This window comes from Baekduia soli (assembly GCF_007970665.1).
Classification (GTDB): Bacteria; Actinomycetota; Thermoleophilia; order Solirubrobacterales; family Solirubrobacteraceae; genus Baekduia; species Baekduia soli.
This window is the reverse complement of the sequence record NZ_CP042430.1, coordinates 4,007,900-4,025,783: the sequence shown is the minus strand read 5'-3', so window position 1 is coordinate 4,025,783 and position 17,884 is coordinate 4,007,900. Positions and strand designations below refer to the sequence as shown.

Below are 17,884 nucleotides of genomic sequence, written 5' to 3'. Positions count from 1 at the left end.
CCTGCCGCCGCGATCGTGGCCGGCAGGCTCAGGACGTCATGCGCGGGGCACAGGCGGCACTGGGCCGTCGGGGCCCTCTCGGTGGTGCTCACCGTCATCGCCGCCGCGCTGTCCGGCCGGATCTCCCACGTCCAGGCTCGCACGCCGGCTTCCGCAGCGCCGACGACCGCGCAGCAGATCAGCGACGCCGAGCGGCAGGCCTGCTTCGGCGCCGCCACGCGGGATCCCGGCCGGCCGTGCGTCAATGCGCGCCTGCGCACCGAGGTCGTCCCGGACCCGGGTCAGGCGCCCACGCTGCCCAACACACCGTGCACGCTTGTGGCCGGCAGCCCCGACGTCTGCGAGTTCGGCGTCGCCGCCGACCGCGCGACACAGACCGTCGCCCTGGTGGGCGACAGCCACGCCGGCCACTGGAGGGGTGCGCTCGAGGTGGTGGCGCGCGCGCACCGCTGGCACGGGGTGTCGATCACGCACACCAGCTGCCCGTTGTCCAAGGCGGTGCGCAACCTGTCCGGCCAGGATCGCTTCGGGGCCTGCGTGCGGTGGAAGCGCGAGGTCTTCGGCTGGTTCCATCGGCACCCGGAGATCCACACCATCTTCGTCGCGGGTCTCTCGGGCGGGGTCGGTGTGTTCCCCAGCGCCGGCCGTACGCGCTTCGAGACCTCGGTCGCGGGCTACCGGGCAGCATGGCGGGCCCTGCCCCGCAGCGTGCACCACATCGTCGTCATCCGCGACACACCGAAGATGCGCTGGACCACGAACGCCTGCGTGGCGCGCGCGGCGGCGCAAGGACGTGCGCCGGGCACCGCCTGCGCGGTTCCGCGCAGCGCGCGCCTGGACCCCGACCCGCTGGTGACCGCCGCACGGCGCCTGCACTCGCCGCGGGTCCAGGTCGTCGACCTGACGCGGCTGTTCTGCGGCGAGAGCTCGTGCTACCCGGTGATCGGCGGCGCGCTGGTCTTCCGTGACGAGAACCACATGACCGCGGTGTTCTCCGCGACGCTCGGGCCCTTTCTGAGGCGAGCGGTCGACGGGCTCATGGCCGGCTGGCGCAGCTGACCGCCGCGCCGCCGCGGCTCGGCGCCGCGTCGCCGTGCGGGTGTCTGCGGCGCCGCGGCTCCGTTGGGATCATCGCTAGGTTGACGGCGTGACCACCGCGCAGGCGATCCTCGTGGCCGCCGCGGGCGTGGCGGCCGGCACGATCAACACGGTGGTCGGCAGCGGCACGCTCATCACGTTCCCGGTGCTCCTGGGGGTCGGCTACCCGCCGCTGGTGGCCAACGTGTCCAACACCGTGGGGCTCGTGCCGGGGTCGGTCTCGGGCGCGCTGGGCTATCGCGGGGAGCTGGAGGGCCAGGGCGGCCGGGTGCTGCGCATGGGCGCCGCGTCGGTCGCCGGCGGCATCGCCGGCGCCCTGCTGCTGCTCACGCTGCCGGCCTCGGCGTTCAAGGCGATCGTGCCCGTGCTCGTCGGCCTCGCGCTGGTGCTCGTCGTGATCCAGCCGCGCCTGGCCGCTTGGCTGACCGCGCGGCAGGCCGCCGACCACGTCCGCCCGCACCACGGGGGCCCGCTGACGCGCGCCGGGATCTTCGGCACCGGCGTCTACGGCGGCTACTTCGGGGCCGCCCAGGGCATCCTGCTGCTCGCGATCCTCGGGCTCACCGTCGAGGAGGACCTGCAGCGGGCCAACGCGCTGAAGAACATCCTCGCCGGGCTGGTCAACTGCGTGTCGGGGATCGTCTTCATCGTCGGCGGCCACGTCGCGTGGCTGCCCGCCGCGCTCATCGCCGGCGGTTCGGTGGTCGGCGGGCAGATCGGCTCACGGGTCGGGCGCCGCCTCTCGCGGCCCGTGCTGCGCGGCGTGATCCTCGTCGTGGGGATCGCCGCCATCGTCCACCTCGTGGCCTGAGCGCGGCCGCCCGGCGCGGTCACAGGCGGCGGTCGGTCTCCTCGTCGGGGACGCCGTCGTAGAAGCGGTCCAGCACCCGCTGGAAGACCGGCTGGTGCGGCGCGGCGCGGGCGAAGAGCGTCATCGACGAGCGCAGCTTGACGGCGTCGACGGCGCCCAGCACGTCGGCCGCGCTCGGGGCCGGCAGCACCGCGACCGCCGCCGCGGCCTCCAGCAGCCTCGGGCCGAGCACGGGGTGGCGCAGGTAGGCGTCGGCCTCGGCCGCCGAGGAGATGGCGTACGTCCTGGCCATGAGGCTGGAGCCCAGCCCGGCGATCTGGGGGAAGACGAACCACATCCAGTGGCTGCGCTTGCGCCCGGCGCGCAGCTCCTCCAGGGCCGTGGCGTACGTGTCGCCCGCGTCCTGGGCCTCCACGAAGCGATGCAGGTTGTAGGGGTCGGTCATGGCCCCACACACGGTACGCCGGGGCGCGGGTTGCCGTGGGCGGTGGGCAGGTGTACGGTGGCGCGGGCGGCGCCGGCGACGACATGAGAGGTGGTTGTGGCATGCCCGACGGAGTGCTCCTGGAGTTCGACGGCGTCACGGTGGCGCAGTACCACGCGGTCAACGAGCGGCTCGGCATCGACCCGGAGACCGGTGAGGGGGCCTGGCCCGACGGCATGATCAGCCACGCCGGCGGCGCCAAGCCCGGCGGCCTGGTCGTCTTCGAGGTCTGGGAGTCGCGCGCGGACCAGGAGCGCTTCATGCACGACCGCCTCGGCCGCGCCCTCCAGGAGGGCGGCATCACCGCGCCGCCGGCGCGGGTCGAGTGGCTCGAGCTCGCCGGGTACTCCACCGCGGACGGCTGAGCGGGGGTAGATGGCCGAGATCGCCAGCGGCCGGCCCACGCCGGAGAACGCCGAGGCCACCGGGGCCTGGGACGGCCCGCTGTTCGAGCGCTTCGTCCGCTTCCGCGACACGCTCGTCGCCGGGCTCGCCGTGCACGGCGAGGAGGCCCTGCGCCGCCACCCGCCCGCGCCGGGCCAGCGCGTGCTGGACGTCGGGTGCGGCTTCGGCGACCTGACGTGCCGCCTCGCCGGCCTGGTCGGGCCGGCGGGGGAGGCCGTGGGCGTCGACGTCGCCCCGCGCTTCGTCGAGGCCGCGCGCGCGGAGGCCGTCGCGGCCTCGGTCGCCAACGCTCGCTTTGCGGCCGCCGACGTCCAGGTCGCCGACCTCGGCGGGCCCTACGACCACGCCTACTCGCGCTTCGGCACGATGTTCTTCGCCGGGCCCGTCGCGGCGCTGCGCAACGTCCGCTCGGCCCTGGTCCCGGGCGGGCGCCTGGTCATGGTCGTCTGGCGCACGCGGACCGACAACGCCTGGCTGTACCGTGCCCAGCAGATCGTCGAGGACCTCGTCGAGCGCCCGGCGGAGTACGACGAACCGACGTGCGGGCCCGGCCCGTTCTCGATGGCCGACGCCGACACGGTCAGCGACATCCTGCTGCACGCCGGCTTCACCGCGGTCGGGCTCGAGCGCTTCGACGCGCCGATCCGCTGCGGGCACGACCTCGACGAGGCGGTCGACATCGTGATGGCGCTCGGCCCGGCCGGCGAGATCCTGCGCCTGGCGGGCGAGCGCGCCGCGCACCGCCACGACGAGGTCCGCGCCGCCCTGCGAGAGGGCATGGCCGAGTTCCAGACGCCGGAGGGCCTGTTCGCCACGTCGTCGACCTGGATCGTGACGGCCGCCTGAGGCCCGCAGGGGCCGGGGACGTGGTGCCGTGCGCGCCCCGCGCGCCCGGCATACTCCCCGGCGGATGAACGCTCGCCGTCATCGTCGCCTGGCCGCGCTCACGTTCGCCGTGCTCGTCGCGGTCGGGCTGCTGCTCCAGGCGCTCGGTGCGGGCGAGACGGGCCTGCTGTACCTCGCGCCCGCCCTGCTCATGGCGGTGCCGCTGCTGCTGGGTCGGTACGTCGGCGAGCGCCACATCGCCGCGCTCGCCGGCCGGCCGCGGCCCCGGGCGCGACGGCGGCGGGCCGCCGCGCCGCTCACGCCGCGCGGCCCCCGCCGGGCGATGCTGCGCGGCGGGCGCCTCGTCGGCAGCTCGCTGGCCAAGCGGCCGCCCCCGGCGGCCGCGCTGAGCCTGCCCGCCTAGCCGACCCGGCGCCGCGATGGCCGGGTCCCCGATCCGACCATCTGCAGTCCACCCTCAGGAGACCCATGTCTCGCACCCAGCGTCTCGTGCTGCTCGGCCTCGCCGTGGCGGTCATCGCCGTCGCCGGCGTCCTCATCGGCACCGGCGGCTCGTCCTCCACCAAGAGCAGCGGCCCGGTCGCCATCGAGGTCAAGAACGCCCGGCCCGTCGGCGGCGTCAAGGACGTGACGTTCAAGAAGGGCGGCACCGTCGACCTGTCCGTCCACAGCGACACCGCCGACGAGGTCCACTTCCACGGCTACGACGTCCACAAGGACGTGGCCAAGGGCGGCACCGTCCGCTTCCGGTTCCCCGCCTCGATCGAGGGCAGGTTCGTCGTCGAGCTCGAGGAGCACAAGCAGACGCTGGCCAACGTCACCGTGCAGCCGTGAGCCGCGGCACTGGATGCTGGCCGTCATGGTGTTCTTCACGAGCTTCGGGCTGTGGCTGCTGTCGGTGGCCGCACAGCAGTAGGCCGTCGGACGCTCGCCGGCCGTCCCGCGTCCGGGCTGTGACGGCGACGGAGCGACGCTCGCGGGCCCGGCCGATCAGAGGGCTGGGAGGGACAACCCACGCACGGTGCGCCCCGGTCGCCAAGGGCCGGGGCGCGCCCGACCGTCGCCATCCGTCCGCTCGGGGTTGGCCGCCCGCGGGCGCGGGCAGTCCCGGGGCCCGGAGGCGACCGACGACGAAGGGACGCACGATGTCTGCGAGGTCATGGCGGGCCAAGGCGGCACGCGGGGCGCTGCGCGTCGCGTGCGGCACGTGCGGCACGCACGCGCTGGTGTGGATGGTGGACGGACGGGTCTGCGACGGGTGCGGTCACGGCCGGCTCGCGGCGGTGCCCGGCGCGGAGCGCGCGGGTCGCGTCAGGCGGCGCCGCGGCCGACGCAGCTGACCGCGCACGCGGTCGGCGAAGTCCGGGGTGCAGGCGGTCCCCGCCCACACCCGGCGCAGGAACTCCCCCGACCGGCGCTCCGGGTTGCCGGCCCCGAGGTCCGGCCGCGGCCCGCCGCGGCCGGCCGCGGTGGCCAGCGAGCGGCGCACGCCGCGCGTCAGCGCCCGCGTCGGCCCGGTCAGGGCAACGACGACGAGGTCGGCGCGCGCGAGAGCGCCCGAGGACCGCGCCGCGCCGGTGCTACCGGTTGCGCGCCCAGATCGCCCACGTCAGCGCCGTCGCGAACGCGACCCACAGGGCGTAGGGCACGAGCAGGAGCGCTGCCAGGCGCGACGCCGGCCACGCCCGGACGATGAGCGCGACGGTCGGCCCCTCCAGGACGAGGATCTCGACCCCGGCGGCCAGCGGGCTGCGACCGCGGAAGAAGATCAGCGTCCAGGCGAGGTTCAGCGCCAGGTTGGTTCCGAAGAGCACGAACAGCGGACCCTCGCGCTCCCCGCCGCGCGAGCGCGTGAGGAGCATGGAGGTCGCGATGAGCGCGTACAGCACGCTCCACACGGGGCCGAACACCGCGCCCGGCGGCTGCCAGGGCGGCGTGCTCAGCCGCCGGTACCAGCGGGAGTCCAGCGCCGGCGTCGTGGCGACCGCGCCGATCCCCGCGGTCGCGCCGACCGCGCCGAGGACGAGCGCGACGCTGCGGGCGGTCAGGGGCCGGCGGCCGGCGACGTCGGGTGCGGTCATCTCCCGACGGTAGCCGAGGGGAGAGCGTCCTTGCCGCGGCAGGCGCCAGCAGCACCCAGGCGATCCAGCCCGCGACGGCCAGCGCGGCGACCGCGAACGCCGCGCCCGAGCCGCGGCGCGAGGCCAGGACGGCGACGACGCCGGCGAGCGTCGCGAGCACCGCGAGGTAGGCCGGGCCGGCCTGAGCGCTCCACTGCCACGAGCCGGCGTAGCGCGTCCACGCGTGCCCGGGCTCGTAGGTCAGCGAGCCGTGGCGGTCCTGCGCCGGCGTGCCGTACCGCGCGGTCCCCCGGTGACCGGGGCGCCGGCGCACGGCGCCTCAGCCGTAGTGCGCCGCGTGCTCGGCGCGCAGCTTGTACTTCAGGATCTTGCCCCCGACGGCCAGCGGCAGCTCGTCGACGAACACGACGCCCTTGGGCGACTCGAAGCCGGCCAGGCGCTCCCGCGCCCACGCCATGAGCTCGTCGGCGCTCGCACGGCCGTCCGGGCGCAGGATGACGAACGCGGTGACCGCCTCGCCCCAGTGGTCGTGGGGGAGGCCGACGACCGCGGCGCGCGAGACGGCGGGATGCTCGTTGAGCACGGCCTCGACCCGTAGGCTCGAGACGTTCTCGCCGCCGCTCTTGATGATGTCCTTGGAGCGGTCGAGCATGATCCGCAGGCCGTGCTCGTCGTAGGCGCACGTGTCGCCCGAGTGGAACCAGCCCCCGCGGAACGCCTCGCGCGTGGCGGCCTCGTCGCGGTAGTAGCCGGCGGTGATCACCGGTCCGCGGTAGACGACCTCGCCCGGCACCCCCGGCGAACCGGCCAGGCTGCGGCCCTCGTCGTCGACGACGTCGGCGGCGAGCATGGGGTTGGGCGCGCCGACGTAGTTCTGCACCGGGGCCGTCGCGCGGAAGATCTCCTCGAACTGGTCGGTGGGGAAGCGGTGGCTGGACATCGCCTCGGTCTGGCCCAGGATGCCGACGCCGAGGAACTCGCCGCCCACGAGGGCCTTCAGGCGGTCGATGAGCGCGGGCGGCGCGGCCGACCAGGCGTAGATCGCGTTGCGCAGGCGGCGCTCCGACGGCGGCGTGGGGCGGGCCTCCAGGGCGTCGGCGATGTCGGCCAGCATCGCCGGCGACCCGCCGTACAGCGTGGTGATCCGCTCCTCGTCGATCGCGGCGGCCACGGCGGCGGCGTCGAAGCGCCGGCCCATCACGAGCGTCCCACCGCTGACCCATACGGGGAACGTGAAGCTCTGGTCGGCGATGTGGAAGATGAGCGGCAGGAACGCGCAGAGCCGCATGTCGCTCTCCAGCGGCACGCCGCGCGTCTGGGTCAGCGCGAACGAGTACGCCGTGAAGTAGCTGTAGGTGTGCGTGATCATCACGCCCTTGGGCATCGCGGTCGTGCCCGTGGTGAAGATGATCTCCCAGACGTCGTCGCCGTGGATCTCGACGTCGGGCTCGGTCACCGGCATCCCCTCGACGAAGCCCAGGAAGTCCGTGCTGTCGCCGACCGGGCCGCCGCCGATGGTGATCGTGACCCCGGGCGCGACGCCGGCCCGGCCGAAGGCCGCCTCCATCCGCGGCCAGAGCTCGGCGTCGACGATCGCGAAGCCCGGCTCGGTCAGGCCGAGCAGGTGGGCGATGACGTCGGGCGCCAGCATCGGGTTGATGGGCACGCAGGTCATGCCGGCCTTGGCGATGCCGATCTTGCACAGGTAGGCCTCGACGGAGTTGTCGCACACCATCACGACGCGGTCGCCGGGCTGCAGGCCGCGGGCGGCCAGGGCGTTGGCGACCTGGTTGGCGCGCTCGTCGGCCCGGCGGTAGGTGACGCGCTCGTGGACGGGATGCGCGAAGGCGCCGGGACGTGCGACGATCGCCTCGCGGTCGGGGAAGCTCCAGGTCAGCCGCTCGAAGAAGTCGCCGACGCTGACGCGGTCCCAGCGATGCGACGCGCGGCGGTGGCGCAGGCTGGTGACGTCCAGATCGTCGGGCGAGGCGCTCATCGCGCGAACGCTAGCCCGGTCCACCGATCGGCGCGTCGTGCCGTCCGCGGCTACGGGTGGTAGACCGCGAGCATCAGCCGAGCGGTCTCCCGAGACCCCGAGCCCGCGTGGGCGATCCACGTCAGCGCGGCGGCGCCCGGCGTTCCGGCCACGGCCAGCGTCGCGGGATCGATCCCCGGGGCGGCCGGCGCGGTGCGCTTCGACCAGCCGCCGCCGGAGGCCAGCACGGCCAGTCGCACCCGCGCGGCGGCCCCACCGGACTCGGCCCAGGCGGCCACGGTGCGCCCGGTCAGCGCGATGGCCTGGGGCGGCCCGGCGAGCCGGCCCGCGGCCGACAGGCGGACGGGTGCGGCGAACGTGCCGCCGGCGGGCCGGACGCTCGCGCGGACGACGGCGAAGGTCGGCGTCGGGTCCTCGGCGCTGCGGGTGCGCACCTCGCGCCACAGCGCGACCTGGGTGCCGTCGCCGGGCAGCGCCAGGGCGAGGTGGTCGCCCTGGTCGGCCGCGTACGGCGCGGGCGGCAGCGCCACCGGCGTCCCGAACGCCCCGGGGGCGGAGGGGGAGGACAGCAGCTTGCCGGTCCCGGTCTGGCGCCAGGTCACGGCGGTGCCGCCCGGGCCGGCGGCGGCCTCCGGGCCCGAGAACCAGAACGCGAGCGTGCCGAGCTCGGCGGCCGGCGTCGCGGTGCTCGCGCCCGGGACCAGCGTGACGGCCAGGACGCGGGCGGTGCGCGTCGCCGGCGCCGGGGCCGGCGGCGGCTGGGGTGCCGGCGGGGTGTCCAGCCAGGCGACGACGATCGTCCCGTCGGGGCCGACCGCCAGCGCCGGGGCGTACTGGCGGCTCGTCCCGAGCGGCTGCGGCGCGCCGAACGCCCCGCCGGGCGCGGCGACGGCCAGGAGCACGGGCGTGCCGCTCACGCCGCGGCGCCACGTGACGGCGGCGCGGCCCGACGGGGTGACGCCGACCCCGCCCAGTGCCAGCGACCCGGCGCGGGAGATCGCCTGCGCCCGCCCGAACCCGTGTCCCGCCCGGGCGACGGCGACCTGCAGCACGGCGGGGCCGCCTCGCGCGTGCGTGATCCAGGCCGCCACCGCCGTGCCGTCGGCACCGACGGCCACGCGCAGGCCGGTCCCGCCGGTGCCCAGGCGCTGTGGGTGCCCCAGGCGGGAGGCCGGCCCGATCCGGGCCTGCACCGATCCGGCGGACCCGCGCACCGTGGCCGCCAGGCCGCCCATGAGCACCGCGACGCGCCCGCCGCCGGCGCCGACGGCGCTCTCCTGCACGACGAGCCCGCGGGGCGAGACGACCTTCGGCGTGCTCACGCCCGCCTCGGCCGGCGCGGCGGCGACCGCGGCGGCGACCAGCAGCGCACTCGCGGCGAGCAGGCCGCGGCGGCGCACCGCGGCCGGGCGGGGGAGCGCGTGATCGATCACGGGGCGACCGTAGACCCGGCCCGGCGGAGTGTCGTCCGTACAAGGCCGCCGGGCCGCTGCGGGCGCTCCGCGGCCTGATCGCCCGCGGCCCGCGGCGGGCTCAGCCCGCGGCCACCCCGTCGGCGGCGGCGCGCAGCGCAGCGAGGTCGAGCTTGCGCATCGTGAACATCGCCTCCATCGCCCGGCGGACGCGCTCGGGGTCGGGGTCGGCGAGCATCTCGTCCATGCCGACGGGGACGACCTGCCAGGACAGCCCGTAGCGATCCTTGAGCCAGCCGCACGGGCCCTCCTGGCCGCCGTCGGACAGCAGCGACCAGAAGCGGTCGACCTCGGCCTGGTCGGCGCAGTCGATCTGCAGCGAGATGGCCTCGTCGAACGTGAACTGCGGGCCGCCGTTGATGGCGACGATGCGCTGGCCGTCGAGCTCGAACTCGACGGTCATCACCATGCCGGCCGGACGTGGGCCCGCCTCGGTGTAGTGCGTGACGTTGACGATGCGGGAGTCGTCGAACACCGAGACGTAGAAGGCGGCGGCCTCCTCGGCCTCGGTGTCGAACCACAGGTTGGGGGTGATCCTCGTCCTCATGGTGGTCGGGACGGGGCGGCCGGCGAGAACTCATCGGTGCCGCGTCACGAGGCGAGCAGGTCGTCGAGCGTGCGGTCGCTGAGCACCGACCGCGGCTCCTCGGCGACGACGTCGGAGCCCGGGCGGGCGTCATCGTCGCGGCGCTTGATGAGCAGCCACTGGGCCTTGGCGCCCGGGCGGGTGCGCTGCAGGGCGAAGCCGCCGCGCAGCTTCTCGCCGTGCAGGACGAACACCGCGTGACCGCGCTCCAGCGCCTCGGGCCAGGGGACGCGCCCGCCCTGCTCGTAGGTCCCGCGGTCCCACACGATCACGCCGCCCTCGCCGTGGGCGCCCTCGAACGAGTTGTGGCCGGGATCATGGTCGTCGACCTGGACGGCCAGGCGCTTGGCCGCGGGGTCCAGCGACGGGCCCTTGGGCACGGCCCACGAGCGCATGGTGCCCTCGACCTCCAGGCGCAGGTCGAAGTGGTGCGCGGTGGCCTGGTGCTCCTGCACGACGAACACGCCGGCGCTGACGCCGCGGATCGCGAACTGCTCGTGGCCCTCGGGCTTGACCCGGTCGACCTCGACGGCGCCGCCGGCGCCCGCGCCGTCGCGCAGGACCGCCTCGAGCGCCTCCAGGGCCTCCTGCGCGCCTTCGGCGTGCACGCGCAGCGCGTCCTCGTCGCGGCGCACCCAGCCCAGGACCCCCAGCGCCCGGGCGCGATCGGCGACGTCCTCGGCGCCCGGCGCGGTGGCGCCCGCGACGACGGCCCGGAGAGCCCGTGCCCCGCCTGCCGCCCGCGCGCCGCGTGCCGGTGCCACGCGCCCGGTTCTAGAAGGCCTCGAAGACGACGGCGACCGGCGCGGGGTCGGCGCCCAGCGCGTCGCTCATGACGATCCGCCCGTCGGCGACGCGCGCGGCGATCTCGTCCAGCACGCCGGCGAGGTCGTCGGCGTCGAGGTGGTAGAGGGCGACGTAGCGGTGGTTGCCGGGCAGCTCGGCGAAGCGCCGGCCCTGGGCCTCAGACATCCGGTAGCGGCGTGCGCTCGTCACGCCGGGGACGGCGGTGACCTCCGGGAGGTGGACGTCGTCGTACCAGGCGTTGTACTCGTCCTCGCGCTCGGGCGAGGCCGGGCTGGTCAGCACGACGTAGACGGCCTGGGGCATGCGGTCAGTATGCCGCCGCCTCCGGCCGGGGCGCCTCGCCGCGGGCGAGCCGCTGGAAGGTGGCGACGATCTCGGCCTCCGGCGCGCCGGGCCGGACGACGTGCAGGCCCTGGGCGGTCACGGCCCGGGTGTCGCCCTCCGTGACGACCGAGCCGCCGACCACGATCGGGATCGGCGGGTCGGCCGCGCCGAGGCGCTCGAAGAGGTCGGGCGCGTAGTACAGGAACTCCCACGAGTGCGCGCTGACGCCCACGACCTGGACGTCCTCCTGCAGCGCGACCTCGGCGATCGTCTCCGGCGTGTTGAAGCGCCCGGTGTAGATGACCTCCATGCCGGCGTCGCGCAGCATGCGGACCACCGCCAGGGCGCCGGCCTCGTGCTGGTCGAGTCCCAGGACGGTGACCAGCACGCGGATGCGGGCGGGCGCGCTCATCGGCCGGGCCGGGTCGTCGCGTCGAGCGGGTCGTAGGGCGCGTCGTAGGTCTCCCGCAGCACGCCGATGCACTCGCCCATCGAGGCCTCGGCCTCCAGCGCGGCGATGACGGCGGGGATGACGTTGGCGTCGCGGTCGCGGCCGGTGCGCTCGAGGTCGTCCAGGGCCGCGAGCACCACGGGCATGTCGCGCCGCGCCTTCCACGCGGCGACGTCGTCGACGATGTCGTAGCAGGGCTCGATGCGGCGCTCGGCCAGGTCGCGCAGGAGCTGGTCCTCCTCGAGCGGCATCCGGTGGACATTGACCCCGACGACCGGGCGCGTGCCCTCGTCGACCTCCCGCGCGCGATCGACCATCGCCTCGGCGAAGATCGCCCGGAAGAACCCCTGGTCGGCGAGCGCGACGACGTCGTCGAGGTCCTCGATGACGCGGATGCGCTCCTCGATGCGGGCCTCGAGCCGGTCCGTGAGCGCCTCGACGTAGTACGAGCCGCCGAGCGGATCGGCCACGTCGTCGATCCCCGTCTCCTGCGCGACGACCTGCTGGGTGCGCAGCCCGATGATGTGGGCGTCGCGCGACGGCGTGCGGATCGCCTCGTCGAAGGCCGAGATCTCCATCGCGCGTACGCCGGCCATGTGCAGCGCGACGGTCTGCACCGCGCCGCGGACGATGTTGTTGGTCAGCTGCGCCGAGGTCATCGTCGCGCCGGAGGTGTGGGCGGCGACGTTGATGGCCAGCGAGCGCGGGTCCTTGGCCCCGAACTCCTCGCGCATCATCCGCGCGTACAGGCGGCGGGACGCGCGGATCTTGGCGATCTCGCCGAAGACGTCCATGCCGCAGTTGACGAGCAGCGCGATCCGCGGGGCGAACGCGTCGACGTCGACGCCGCGCGCGACGAGCCGGCGGACGACCTCGCGCAGCTCGACGAAGCCGAGCGCCATCTCGTCGACGATGCCCACGCTGCCGTCGCTGATGTAGTACGTGTCCTCGACGAAGGCATGGAACTTGGGCATGTGCTGCGCGGCGAAGGCGATGGAGTCGGTGGCCATGCGCATGTGCAGCTCGACGGGCAGGTTCGACGAGTAGCACGTGTCCTCGGAGAACAGCGGGGCCAGGATCGTGGAGCCGCGGATGGTCTCCGGCGCCACGCCGTGGGCGCGGGCGGCGATGGAGATGCCGGCGATCGCGAACCCGTAGGGCAGCGAGTGCGAGATGCTGACCTCGCCGATCGGGATGTCCTGGTAGAGGCGGCGGTAGTCGTCGGCGCGGCACAGCGACACGCCCTGGTTGCCGACGGCGTGGCGCGAGAAGGGGTGGTCGGGGTCCATGTTGGCCATCGTCGGCGCGTCGCCGATGACGTCGAGGCCCGTGGCGCCGTGGGCCAGCAGGTAGCGGAACTGCTCGTTGGAGCGCTCGGCCGAGCCCTCGCCCGACAGCTCGCGCACGATGCCCGCGGCGTCGCCGCCGGCCGAGCGGGGGACGGGCCGCCGCGTGCCGCGCGTGAACGGGTACTCGCCCGGGTCCCCGAGCTGGCGGTCGTAGTCGACGGCGGCGTCCTCGGGCCGGTAGAAGAGCGGCCGTTCGGTGTCGATGCTCACGTCGGTCATGGTCGCGCTCCTCGTCGTCCCGGGTCTCCCGCAGTCAACCGGGCTCCGACGGGGGGCGCATCCGCGGATCCTGCGGACCGCGGGCGTGGCCGACTACGGATGCGGCGGCCGCTCGGCGGCCTCGAGGTCCCAGCCGAAGTAGACCTCGACGCGGCTGACCGCGTCGCCGTCGAAGCCGAAGATCTCGGTGTTGCGAAACCGCGTCCCGTCGTTGCGGGTGGCCTCGTAGGTCACGAGGACCTCGTCGTCGACCGCGGCGAGGCGGACGAAGTCGAAGGCGGCGGTGGTGTCGGCGTTGGCCCAGCAGCGCTCGAAGTAGGTGTCGCGGTCGATGCCGACGTCCGGAGGCGCCGAGAACCGGAAGCCGGGGGAGAGATGGCGCTCGACGAGATCGCGCTCGCCGGTCTCGAAGGCGCGGTAGCAGTCGCGGACGATCGCGAGCCGGTCCTGCGGCATGATCGGTCCTCCTGGTCGTCGGGGGATGCAGGGTCCTCGCAGCATGGACGCCGCGGCGGCGGCGGGCTCATCGGCGCGACGGGCGCCCGCGGGACTCTGGGTCGAATCCAGCGTCCTATGGACACTCGACGCGACCCACGGCGCGTCCGGGGCGCGCCGCCGTCACCTTCCGGGCCCCGCGCACGCTGCCGGTCCTGCATGCTGGGACCCATCGTCGTCGTCGCCGCCCACCGCCGCGCCCTCGCCGCGCTGCTCGCGGGCGTCGCCGTGCTGGCGGCGCTCGTCGCGGTCCCGGCGGTCGCGGCCCCGCCCGCGCTGACCCCATCGGTCGTGGGCGAGCCGCCCAACGGCGACGGGGTGTTCCGCTTCCCGCAGGCCGTCGCCGTCAGCCCGGGCGGGGGCACCGTCTTCGTCGCCGACCAGTACTCGGGCGTCGTGCAGGCCTTCACGGCCGACGGGTTCCCGCGCCTGCGCCTCGGCGGCCGCGCGGCGCGCCGCGAGGACGGCCGGCTGGGGGTGGTCGGCGGCCTGGCCGTCGACCGCTCGGGCCACCTCTACGTGCTCGACGCCGAGAACGAACGCGTCCAGGTCTTCGCCGCCGACGACGGCCGCCACCTGGCGAGCTTCGGCGACAGCTCGGTCTTCGACCTGGTCGGCGGCGATCCGTCGACCGGCGCGGGGATCAGCGCGAGCGGCCTCGCCGTCGCCCAGCCCGCGGCGGGGGCCGCGCCGGTCGTCTACGTCGCCGACCAGGGCCACGACCGCATCGAGCGCTTCGTGCTCGACCCCACGACGCTGACGCCGGCGGGCCCGCCGCAGCTCAGCGGCGCCGACGTGGACCTGGCCGCTCCTCAGGGCGTCGCGCTGGACCCGGCCGCCACGCGCCTCTACATCGCCGACGACGACCACCACCGCGTGCTCGTCCTGGACCCGGTCACGCTGGCCCAGCTCGGCGGCGTCGGGACGTTCGGCACGGGTCCCGGGCAGTTCCAGAACCCCTACGACGTCGCCGTCGACGACCGCTCCCTGCTCTACGTCGCCGACAACCTAACAACCGCGTCGACGTCTTCGACGCCGGCAGCCTCGGGTTCCTGGCCACCTTCGGACGCGCGGGCTACGGGCCCGGCCTGGGGAACTTCGAGGTCGTGCGCTCGGTCGGCGCGCTGGCCGGCACGCCGGGCGGCGGCGTCGTGGCGGCCGACACGGCCAACAACCGCGTCCAGGCCTTCGACGCGGGCGGCACGATCACCGCCGCATGGGGGATCGCGGGCCGCGGCCCGGGCTACGTCACGCGCCCGCGGGGCGTGGCGTTCGGACCCGACGGCGGCGTCGCGGTGGCCGACAGCTTCGACCAGCGCATCGCGCTCTACGCCCCCGACGGCACGTTCGCCGGCCAGCGCGGCCAGGTCAGCGCGACCACGGGCTTCGCGACGCAGGGCTCCGCCGCCGGCCAGTTCTCCCTGCCCGCGGGCGTCGCCTACGACGCCGCCGGCGACCTGTGGGTCGCCGACACCGGCAACGACCGCGTGGTCGAGCTCGGTCCCGACGGCGCGGTCCTGCTGACCGCCGGCGCCGGCATCGGCACCCCGGCGGCGATCGCGGCGGCCCCGGGCGGCGGCGCGCTGGTCACGGACACCGACGGCGGGCGGCTGCTGCGCGTCGTGCCCGACGGCACCACGAGCGTCGTGCGCGCGGGGCTGTCGCACCCCGCCGCGGTGGCCGTCGCCGCCGACGGCACGACCTACGTCGCCGACGACACCTCCGTGAGCGACGCCGCGACCGGCACCGCGATCACCGGGCCGGGCGGCAGCGCGACCTGGGACCACCCGGCGGGCCTGGCCGTCAGCCCCGCCGACGGCACGCTCGTCGTGGCCGAGCGGCGCCCGGGCACGGCGGCGGGCGCCCGCGTCGTGCGCGGCACGCCGGCCGGCGGGGGCGCCCGCGCGTGGGACACGCTGCTCACGGAGGGCACGGGCGACGCGCAGGTCATCGAGCCGGCGGGCCTGGCCTTCAGCGCCGACGGCGGCGCGCTGCTTGTCGCCGACACCGGCAACGACCGGGTCCTGCGCCTGGACGCCCCCGGCCACCCCGTCCCGGCGCCCCCGACGCTGCAGGTCGGCATCGACCGCCCCGCGCTCGGGACGGTCGTCAGCGATCTCCCGGGCATCGCCTGCGTCACCGACTGCCGGCAGCGCTACGGGGCCGGGCGGGTCGTGACGCTCACGGCGCGGCCGGCGGCCGGCGCGGTCCTGGCCTCGTGGTCGGGCGCGTGCGCCCCGGCGGGCGCGGCCCCGACGTGCGCGCTGACGATGGGCGCCGGCGACGCGGCCGTCGGCGCGGCGTTCGCCCCGGCGCCCCCGCCGCCCGCAACCGCCCCGCCGGCGCCGGCCCCGCCGCCTCCCGTGGTGCTGCGCAGCGTGCGCCTGTCGACCCACCGCCTGCACGGCACGCGCCCGGCGGCGCGCCGGCGCGCGGACCGGCGGGCGACGCGGGCCACCGCGACCGTGACGCTGACGCGGCCAGCGACGCTGACCGTCGCCGTCCAGGTGGGTCGCCCGGGCCGGCGGCAGGGGTCGTCGTGCCGTGCCCCGTCGCGCGCGAACCGCCGCGGCGCCTCCTGCACCCGGTTCGTCGCGCTGCCCGCCACCCGGACGCTGCGCGCGACCACGACCACGGTGCGCTTCACGCTGACGACGGTGTTCGCCGGCCGCCGGCTGCACCCGGGATCGCATCGCCTGGCCGTCACCGCCCGCGACGCCCAGGGCAACCGCGTCGGGCCCCGCACCGTGGCGTTCCGCGTCACCCGCTGAGCGGACCGCAGCGGTCGGATCGGTTGCGTTCGCGACGCCGCCCGGAGATGCTTGGCGAGCATGAGGCACAACGACCGTCGGCAGGGGCAGGCACGACCGCGGCGCCGGATCACGATCGCGGGGACCGGGCTGGCTCTCGCGCTGACCGCGGCCGGACCCGCGTCCGCCTCGTTCACGCAGGACGTGGGGTCGCCGTTCGGCGCGGGCAGCGTGCCGGCGGACGTCGTGGCGGCCGACTTCAACGCCGACGGCCGCACCGACCTGGCCGACGTCAACAACGGCGCCGCCAACGTGTCGGTGCTCCTTCGCCAGCCGACCGGGGGATTTGCCAGCGAGTTCGGTTCGCCCTTCGCCGTCGGGACGCTGCCGGACGCGATGACCGTGGCCGACTTCAACGGTGACGGCCGACCGGACCTGGCCGTCGGCAACTACAACGCCGACTCGGTGAGCAGCCTGCTCCGCCAGCCCGGAGGCGGGTTCACCTCAGAGGGCGACATCACCGTGGCGGGGCACAGCACGGCGGTCGCCGCCGCGGATTTCACGGGCGACGGGCGTCCCGATCTGGCCACGACGAAGGAGTCTGCGAACAAGGTCTCGATCCTGGTCCGCGGCGTGGGCGGGTCGTTCGGCATCGGGCCTGCTCCCGCGACGGGCGCCTCTCCCGAGGACCTGACGATCGCGGACTTCAACGGCGACGGTAAGCCCGATATCGCCACCGCGAACCTGGTCTCTGACTCGGTGAGCGTCCTGCTCGGCCAAGGGAGCGGCAACTTCTCCTCCGAGGGCGACATCACGGTGCCCGGCCACTCCAGAGGCATCGTCGCGGCCGACTTCAACGGCGACGGGCGCCCGGATCTCGCGGTGACCAAGTTCAACATCAACCAGGTCTCGATCCTGCTGCGCAAGGCGAGCGGAGGATTCGCAGAGGAGGCCGGGACGCCGTTCGACGTCGGAAGCGACCCGCGGGGTGTCGTCGCAGCCGACTTCAACCATGACGGCCGCCCCGACATCGCGATCGCCAACCACGGCTCCCGCAACGTGTCGGTGCTCCTACGAAATGCTGCGGGTGGCTTCACACCCGATCCAAGCTCGCCGCTCCCGACTGCCGGCGCGGCATCCCGCATCGACGCGGCCGACATCAACGGTGACGGCAAGACCGACATCGTCAGCGCGAACGAGGACACGGCCAACCTGAGCGTCCTGCTCAACACCACTCCGGACCCGGCGGGCACCCCCACGCCTCCCACGATCCTGCCCGGGGCGCCGGGGCCGACGCCGATCGCCACCCCGATCTCCGCGACGGCCAAGCGCATCAAGGCCCACCTACGGCTGTCCTGGCTCGTGAGCTCGCGCGCCGTGACGCTCACCTCCGCGGTCCTCAGCGAGATCCCGGCGGGCACGACGGTCCGCGTGTCCTGCGCCACGTGCAAGCTCAAGTCCAAGCTCAAGAAGCTCACCGTCAAGGGCACCAAGGTGACGGTGACGGGCCTGCGCAACAAGCGCCTGCGCCGCGGCGCCACGTTCTCCATCACCATCACCAAGCCCGGGTACGTCGGGCAGGTGCTGTCGCGCACCGTGCGCCGCTACGGCAAGAGCGCCTCCGCGATCCGCCGCGCCGCGGCCGACCCGTTCACGGAGAAGACCCGCTGCGTGCCGGTCGGCAAGACGCTGCCGGCCAAGACCTGCTGA

19 protein-coding genes and 1 pseudogene are annotated in these 17,884 nt (G+C 75.3%); 9 read left to right on the top strand and 11 right to left on the bottom strand.

All coding sequences use genetic code 11. The features are described 5' to 3' along the window. Positions 1-84 precede the first annotated feature (84 nt). Positions 85-1,059, top strand: coding sequence for an SGNH hydrolase domain-containing protein (locus tag FSW04_RS19495; protein WP_146921905.1), 975 nt, complete (start codon positions 85-87; stop codon positions 1,057-1,059). An 88-nt stretch (positions 1,060-1,147) separates the two neighbouring features. Then, on the top strand, positions 1,148-1,909 hold the full coding sequence (locus FSW04_RS19490) for a sulfite exporter TauE/SafE family protein (RefSeq protein ID WP_146921904.1): 762 nt from the start codon (positions 1,148-1,150) through the stop codon (positions 1,907-1,909). 19 nt (positions 1,910-1,928) lie between these two features. Here FSW04_RS19490 and FSW04_RS19485 read toward each other — a convergent pair whose 3' ends face one another. Next, a complete protein-coding gene (locus tag FSW04_RS19485; protein ID WP_146921903.1) occupies positions 1,929-2,354 on the bottom strand; it encodes a DUF1810 domain-containing protein in 426 nt (141 codons plus the stop codon). A gap of 101 nt (positions 2,355-2,455) precedes the next feature. On the opposite strand from FSW04_RS19485, the gene FSW04_RS19480 reads away from it, so the two are divergent. The 4 genes from FSW04_RS19480 (at position 2,456) to FSW04_RS19465 (ending at position 4,478) form a co-directional block, all read left to right on the top strand. Continuing rightward, complete coding sequence (locus FSW04_RS19480) at positions 2,456-2,758, top strand: hypothetical protein (protein ID WP_146921902.1); 303 nt, start codon at positions 2,456-2,458, stop codon at positions 2,756-2,758. A 10-nt stretch (positions 2,759-2,768) separates the two neighbouring features. Continuing rightward, on the top strand, positions 2,769-3,644 hold the full coding sequence (locus tag FSW04_RS19475) for a class I SAM-dependent methyltransferase (protein WP_146921901.1): 876 nt from the start codon (positions 2,769-2,771) through the stop codon (positions 3,642-3,644). A gap of 64 nt (positions 3,645-3,708) precedes the next feature. Beyond that, on the top strand, positions 3,709-4,047 hold the full coding sequence (locus tag FSW04_RS19470) for a hypothetical protein (protein WP_146921900.1): 339 nt from the start codon (positions 3,709-3,711) through the stop codon (positions 4,045-4,047). Between the two features lie 65 nt (positions 4,048-4,112). After that, positions 4,113-4,478 (top strand): hypothetical protein, encoded by a 366-nt coding sequence (locus tag FSW04_RS19465; RefSeq protein WP_146921899.1) that lies wholly within the window; start codon positions 4,113-4,115, stop codon positions 4,476-4,478. Positions 4,479-4,908: 430 nt separating this feature from the next. Here the strand turns inward: FSW04_RS19465 and FSW04_RS19460 are convergent, their stop codons facing one another. The 10 genes from FSW04_RS19460 to FSW04_RS26350 all read right to left on the bottom strand — a co-directional run bounded on the left by FSW04_RS19460 (position 4,909) and on the right by FSW04_RS26350 (position 13,385). Continuing rightward, positions 4,909-5,133, bottom strand: a complete 225-nt coding sequence (locus FSW04_RS19460) for a hypothetical protein (RefSeq protein WP_146921898.1) — start codon at positions 5,131-5,133, stop codon at positions 4,909-4,911. A 91-nt stretch (positions 5,134-5,224) separates the two neighbouring features. Continuing rightward, the gene (locus FSW04_RS19455; RefSeq protein WP_146921897.1) at positions 5,225-5,725 is read right to left on the bottom strand and encodes a TspO/MBR family protein; all 501 of its coding nucleotides are present in this window, start codon (positions 5,723-5,725) and stop codon (positions 5,225-5,227) included. 319 nt (positions 5,726-6,044) lie between these two features. Beyond that, positions 6,045-7,721 carry a class I adenylate-forming enzyme family protein gene (locus FSW04_RS19450; RefSeq protein ID WP_146921896.1) on the bottom strand — a complete coding sequence of 559 codons (1,677 nt, stop codon included), beginning with the start codon at positions 7,719-7,721 and terminating at the stop codon, positions 6,045-6,047. Between the two features lie 50 nt (positions 7,722-7,771). Next, on the bottom strand, positions 7,772-9,154 hold the full coding sequence (locus FSW04_RS19445) for a hypothetical protein (RefSeq protein ID WP_146921895.1): 1,383 nt from the start codon (positions 9,152-9,154) through the stop codon (positions 7,772-7,774). A 100-nt stretch (positions 9,155-9,254) separates the two neighbouring features. Then, entirely contained in the window at positions 9,255-9,740 is a 486-nt protein-coding gene (locus FSW04_RS19440) for a VOC family protein (RefSeq protein ID WP_146921894.1), read from the bottom strand. A 44-nt stretch (positions 9,741-9,784) separates the two neighbouring features. Then, the gene (locus tag FSW04_RS19435; RefSeq protein WP_146921893.1) at positions 9,785-10,543 is read right to left on the bottom strand and encodes an acylphosphatase; all 759 of its coding nucleotides are present in this window, start codon (positions 10,541-10,543) and stop codon (positions 9,785-9,787) included. A 10-nt stretch (positions 10,544-10,553) separates the two neighbouring features. Then, positions 10,554-10,889, bottom strand: coding sequence for a DUF4286 family protein (locus FSW04_RS19430; protein WP_146921892.1), 336 nt, complete (start codon positions 10,887-10,889; stop codon positions 10,554-10,556). Positions 10,890-10,893: 4 nt separating this feature from the next. Then, on the bottom strand, positions 10,894-11,322 hold the full coding sequence (locus tag FSW04_RS19425; protein ID WP_146921891.1) for a cobalamin B12-binding domain-containing protein: 429 nt from the start codon (positions 11,320-11,322) through the stop codon (positions 10,894-10,896). Next, a complete protein-coding gene (locus FSW04_RS19420) occupies positions 11,319-12,929 on the bottom strand; it encodes a methylmalonyl-CoA mutase family protein (RefSeq protein ID WP_146921890.1) in 1,611 nt (536 codons plus the stop codon). The genes FSW04_RS19425 and FSW04_RS19420 overlap by 4 nt, the downstream gene beginning before the upstream one ends. A 93-nt stretch (positions 12,930-13,022) precedes the next feature. Next, on the bottom strand, positions 13,023-13,385 hold the full coding sequence (locus tag FSW04_RS26350) for a nuclear transport factor 2-like protein (protein ID WP_187368928.1): 363 nt from the start codon (positions 13,383-13,385) through the stop codon (positions 13,023-13,025). Between FSW04_RS26350 and FSW04_RS28675 the strand changes: the two are divergent. From FSW04_RS28675 to FSW04_RS19405, 3 genes and pseudogenes are all read left to right on the top strand, one after another. Beyond that, positions 13,305-13,949 (top strand): annotated as a pseudogene (locus FSW04_RS28675) (hypothetical protein); the annotation flags it as partial. The gene FSW04_RS26350 and the pseudogene FSW04_RS28675 sit on opposite strands and share 81 nt — an antisense overlap. Positions 13,950-14,530: 581 nt before the next feature. Further along, positions 14,531-16,195 carry an NHL repeat-containing protein gene (locus FSW04_RS19410; RefSeq protein ID WP_146921888.1) on the top strand — a complete coding sequence of 555 codons (1,665 nt, stop codon included), beginning with the start codon at positions 14,531-14,533 and terminating at the stop codon, positions 16,193-16,195. A gap of 60 nt (positions 16,196-16,255) precedes the next feature. Then, entirely contained in the window at positions 16,256-17,884 is a 1,629-nt protein-coding gene (locus FSW04_RS19405) for an FG-GAP repeat domain-containing protein (protein WP_146921887.1), read from the top strand.

What these genes read in the sequence shown, in the direction of transcription:
- FSW04_RS19450 (WP_146921896.1), bottom strand. Translation starts at nt 7,721, where the DNA reads ATGAGCGCCTCGCCCGACGATCTGGACGTCACCAGCCTGCGCCACCGC.
- FSW04_RS19405 (WP_146921887.1), top strand. Translation starts at nt 16,256, where the DNA reads ATGAGGCACAACGACCGTCGGCAGGGGCAGGCACGACCGCGGCGCCGG.
- FSW04_RS19485 (WP_146921903.1), bottom strand. Translation starts at nt 2,354, where the DNA reads ATGACCGACCCCTACAACCTGCATCGCTTCGTGGAGGCCCAGGACGCG.
- FSW04_RS19480 (WP_146921902.1), top strand. Translation starts at nt 2,456, where the DNA reads ATGCCCGACGGAGTGCTCCTGGAGTTCGACGGCGTCACGGTGGCGCAG.
- FSW04_RS19475 (WP_146921901.1), top strand. Translation starts at nt 2,769, where the DNA reads ATGGCCGAGATCGCCAGCGGCCGGCCCACGCCGGAGAACGCCGAGGCC.
- FSW04_RS19465 (WP_146921899.1), top strand. Translation starts at nt 4,113, where the DNA reads ATGTCTCGCACCCAGCGTCTCGTGCTGCTCGGCCTCGCCGTGGCGGTC.
- FSW04_RS19430 (WP_146921892.1), bottom strand. Translation starts at nt 10,889, where the DNA reads ATGCCCCAGGCCGTCTACGTCGTGCTGACCAGCCCGGCCTCGCCCGAG.
- FSW04_RS19420 (WP_146921890.1), bottom strand. Translation starts at nt 12,929, where the DNA reads ATGACCGACGTGAGCATCGACACCGAACGGCCGCTCTTCTACCGGCCC.
- FSW04_RS19455 (WP_146921897.1), bottom strand. Translation starts at nt 5,725, where the DNA reads ATGACCGCACCCGACGTCGCCGGCCGCCGGCCCCTGACCGCCCGCAGC.
- FSW04_RS19425 (WP_146921891.1), bottom strand. Translation starts at nt 11,322, where the DNA reads ATGAGCGCGCCCGCCCGCATCCGCGTGCTGGTCACCGTCCTGGGACTC.
- FSW04_RS19440 (WP_146921894.1), bottom strand. Translation starts at nt 9,740, where the DNA reads ATGAGGACGAGGATCACCCCCAACCTGTGGTTCGACACCGAGGCCGAG.
- FSW04_RS26350 (WP_187368928.1), bottom strand. Translation starts at nt 13,385, where the DNA reads ATGCCGCAGGACCGGCTCGCGATCGTCCGCGACTGCTACCGCGCCTTC.
- FSW04_RS19470 (WP_146921900.1), top strand. Translation starts at nt 3,709, where the DNA reads ATGAACGCTCGCCGTCATCGTCGCCTGGCCGCGCTCACGTTCGCCGTG.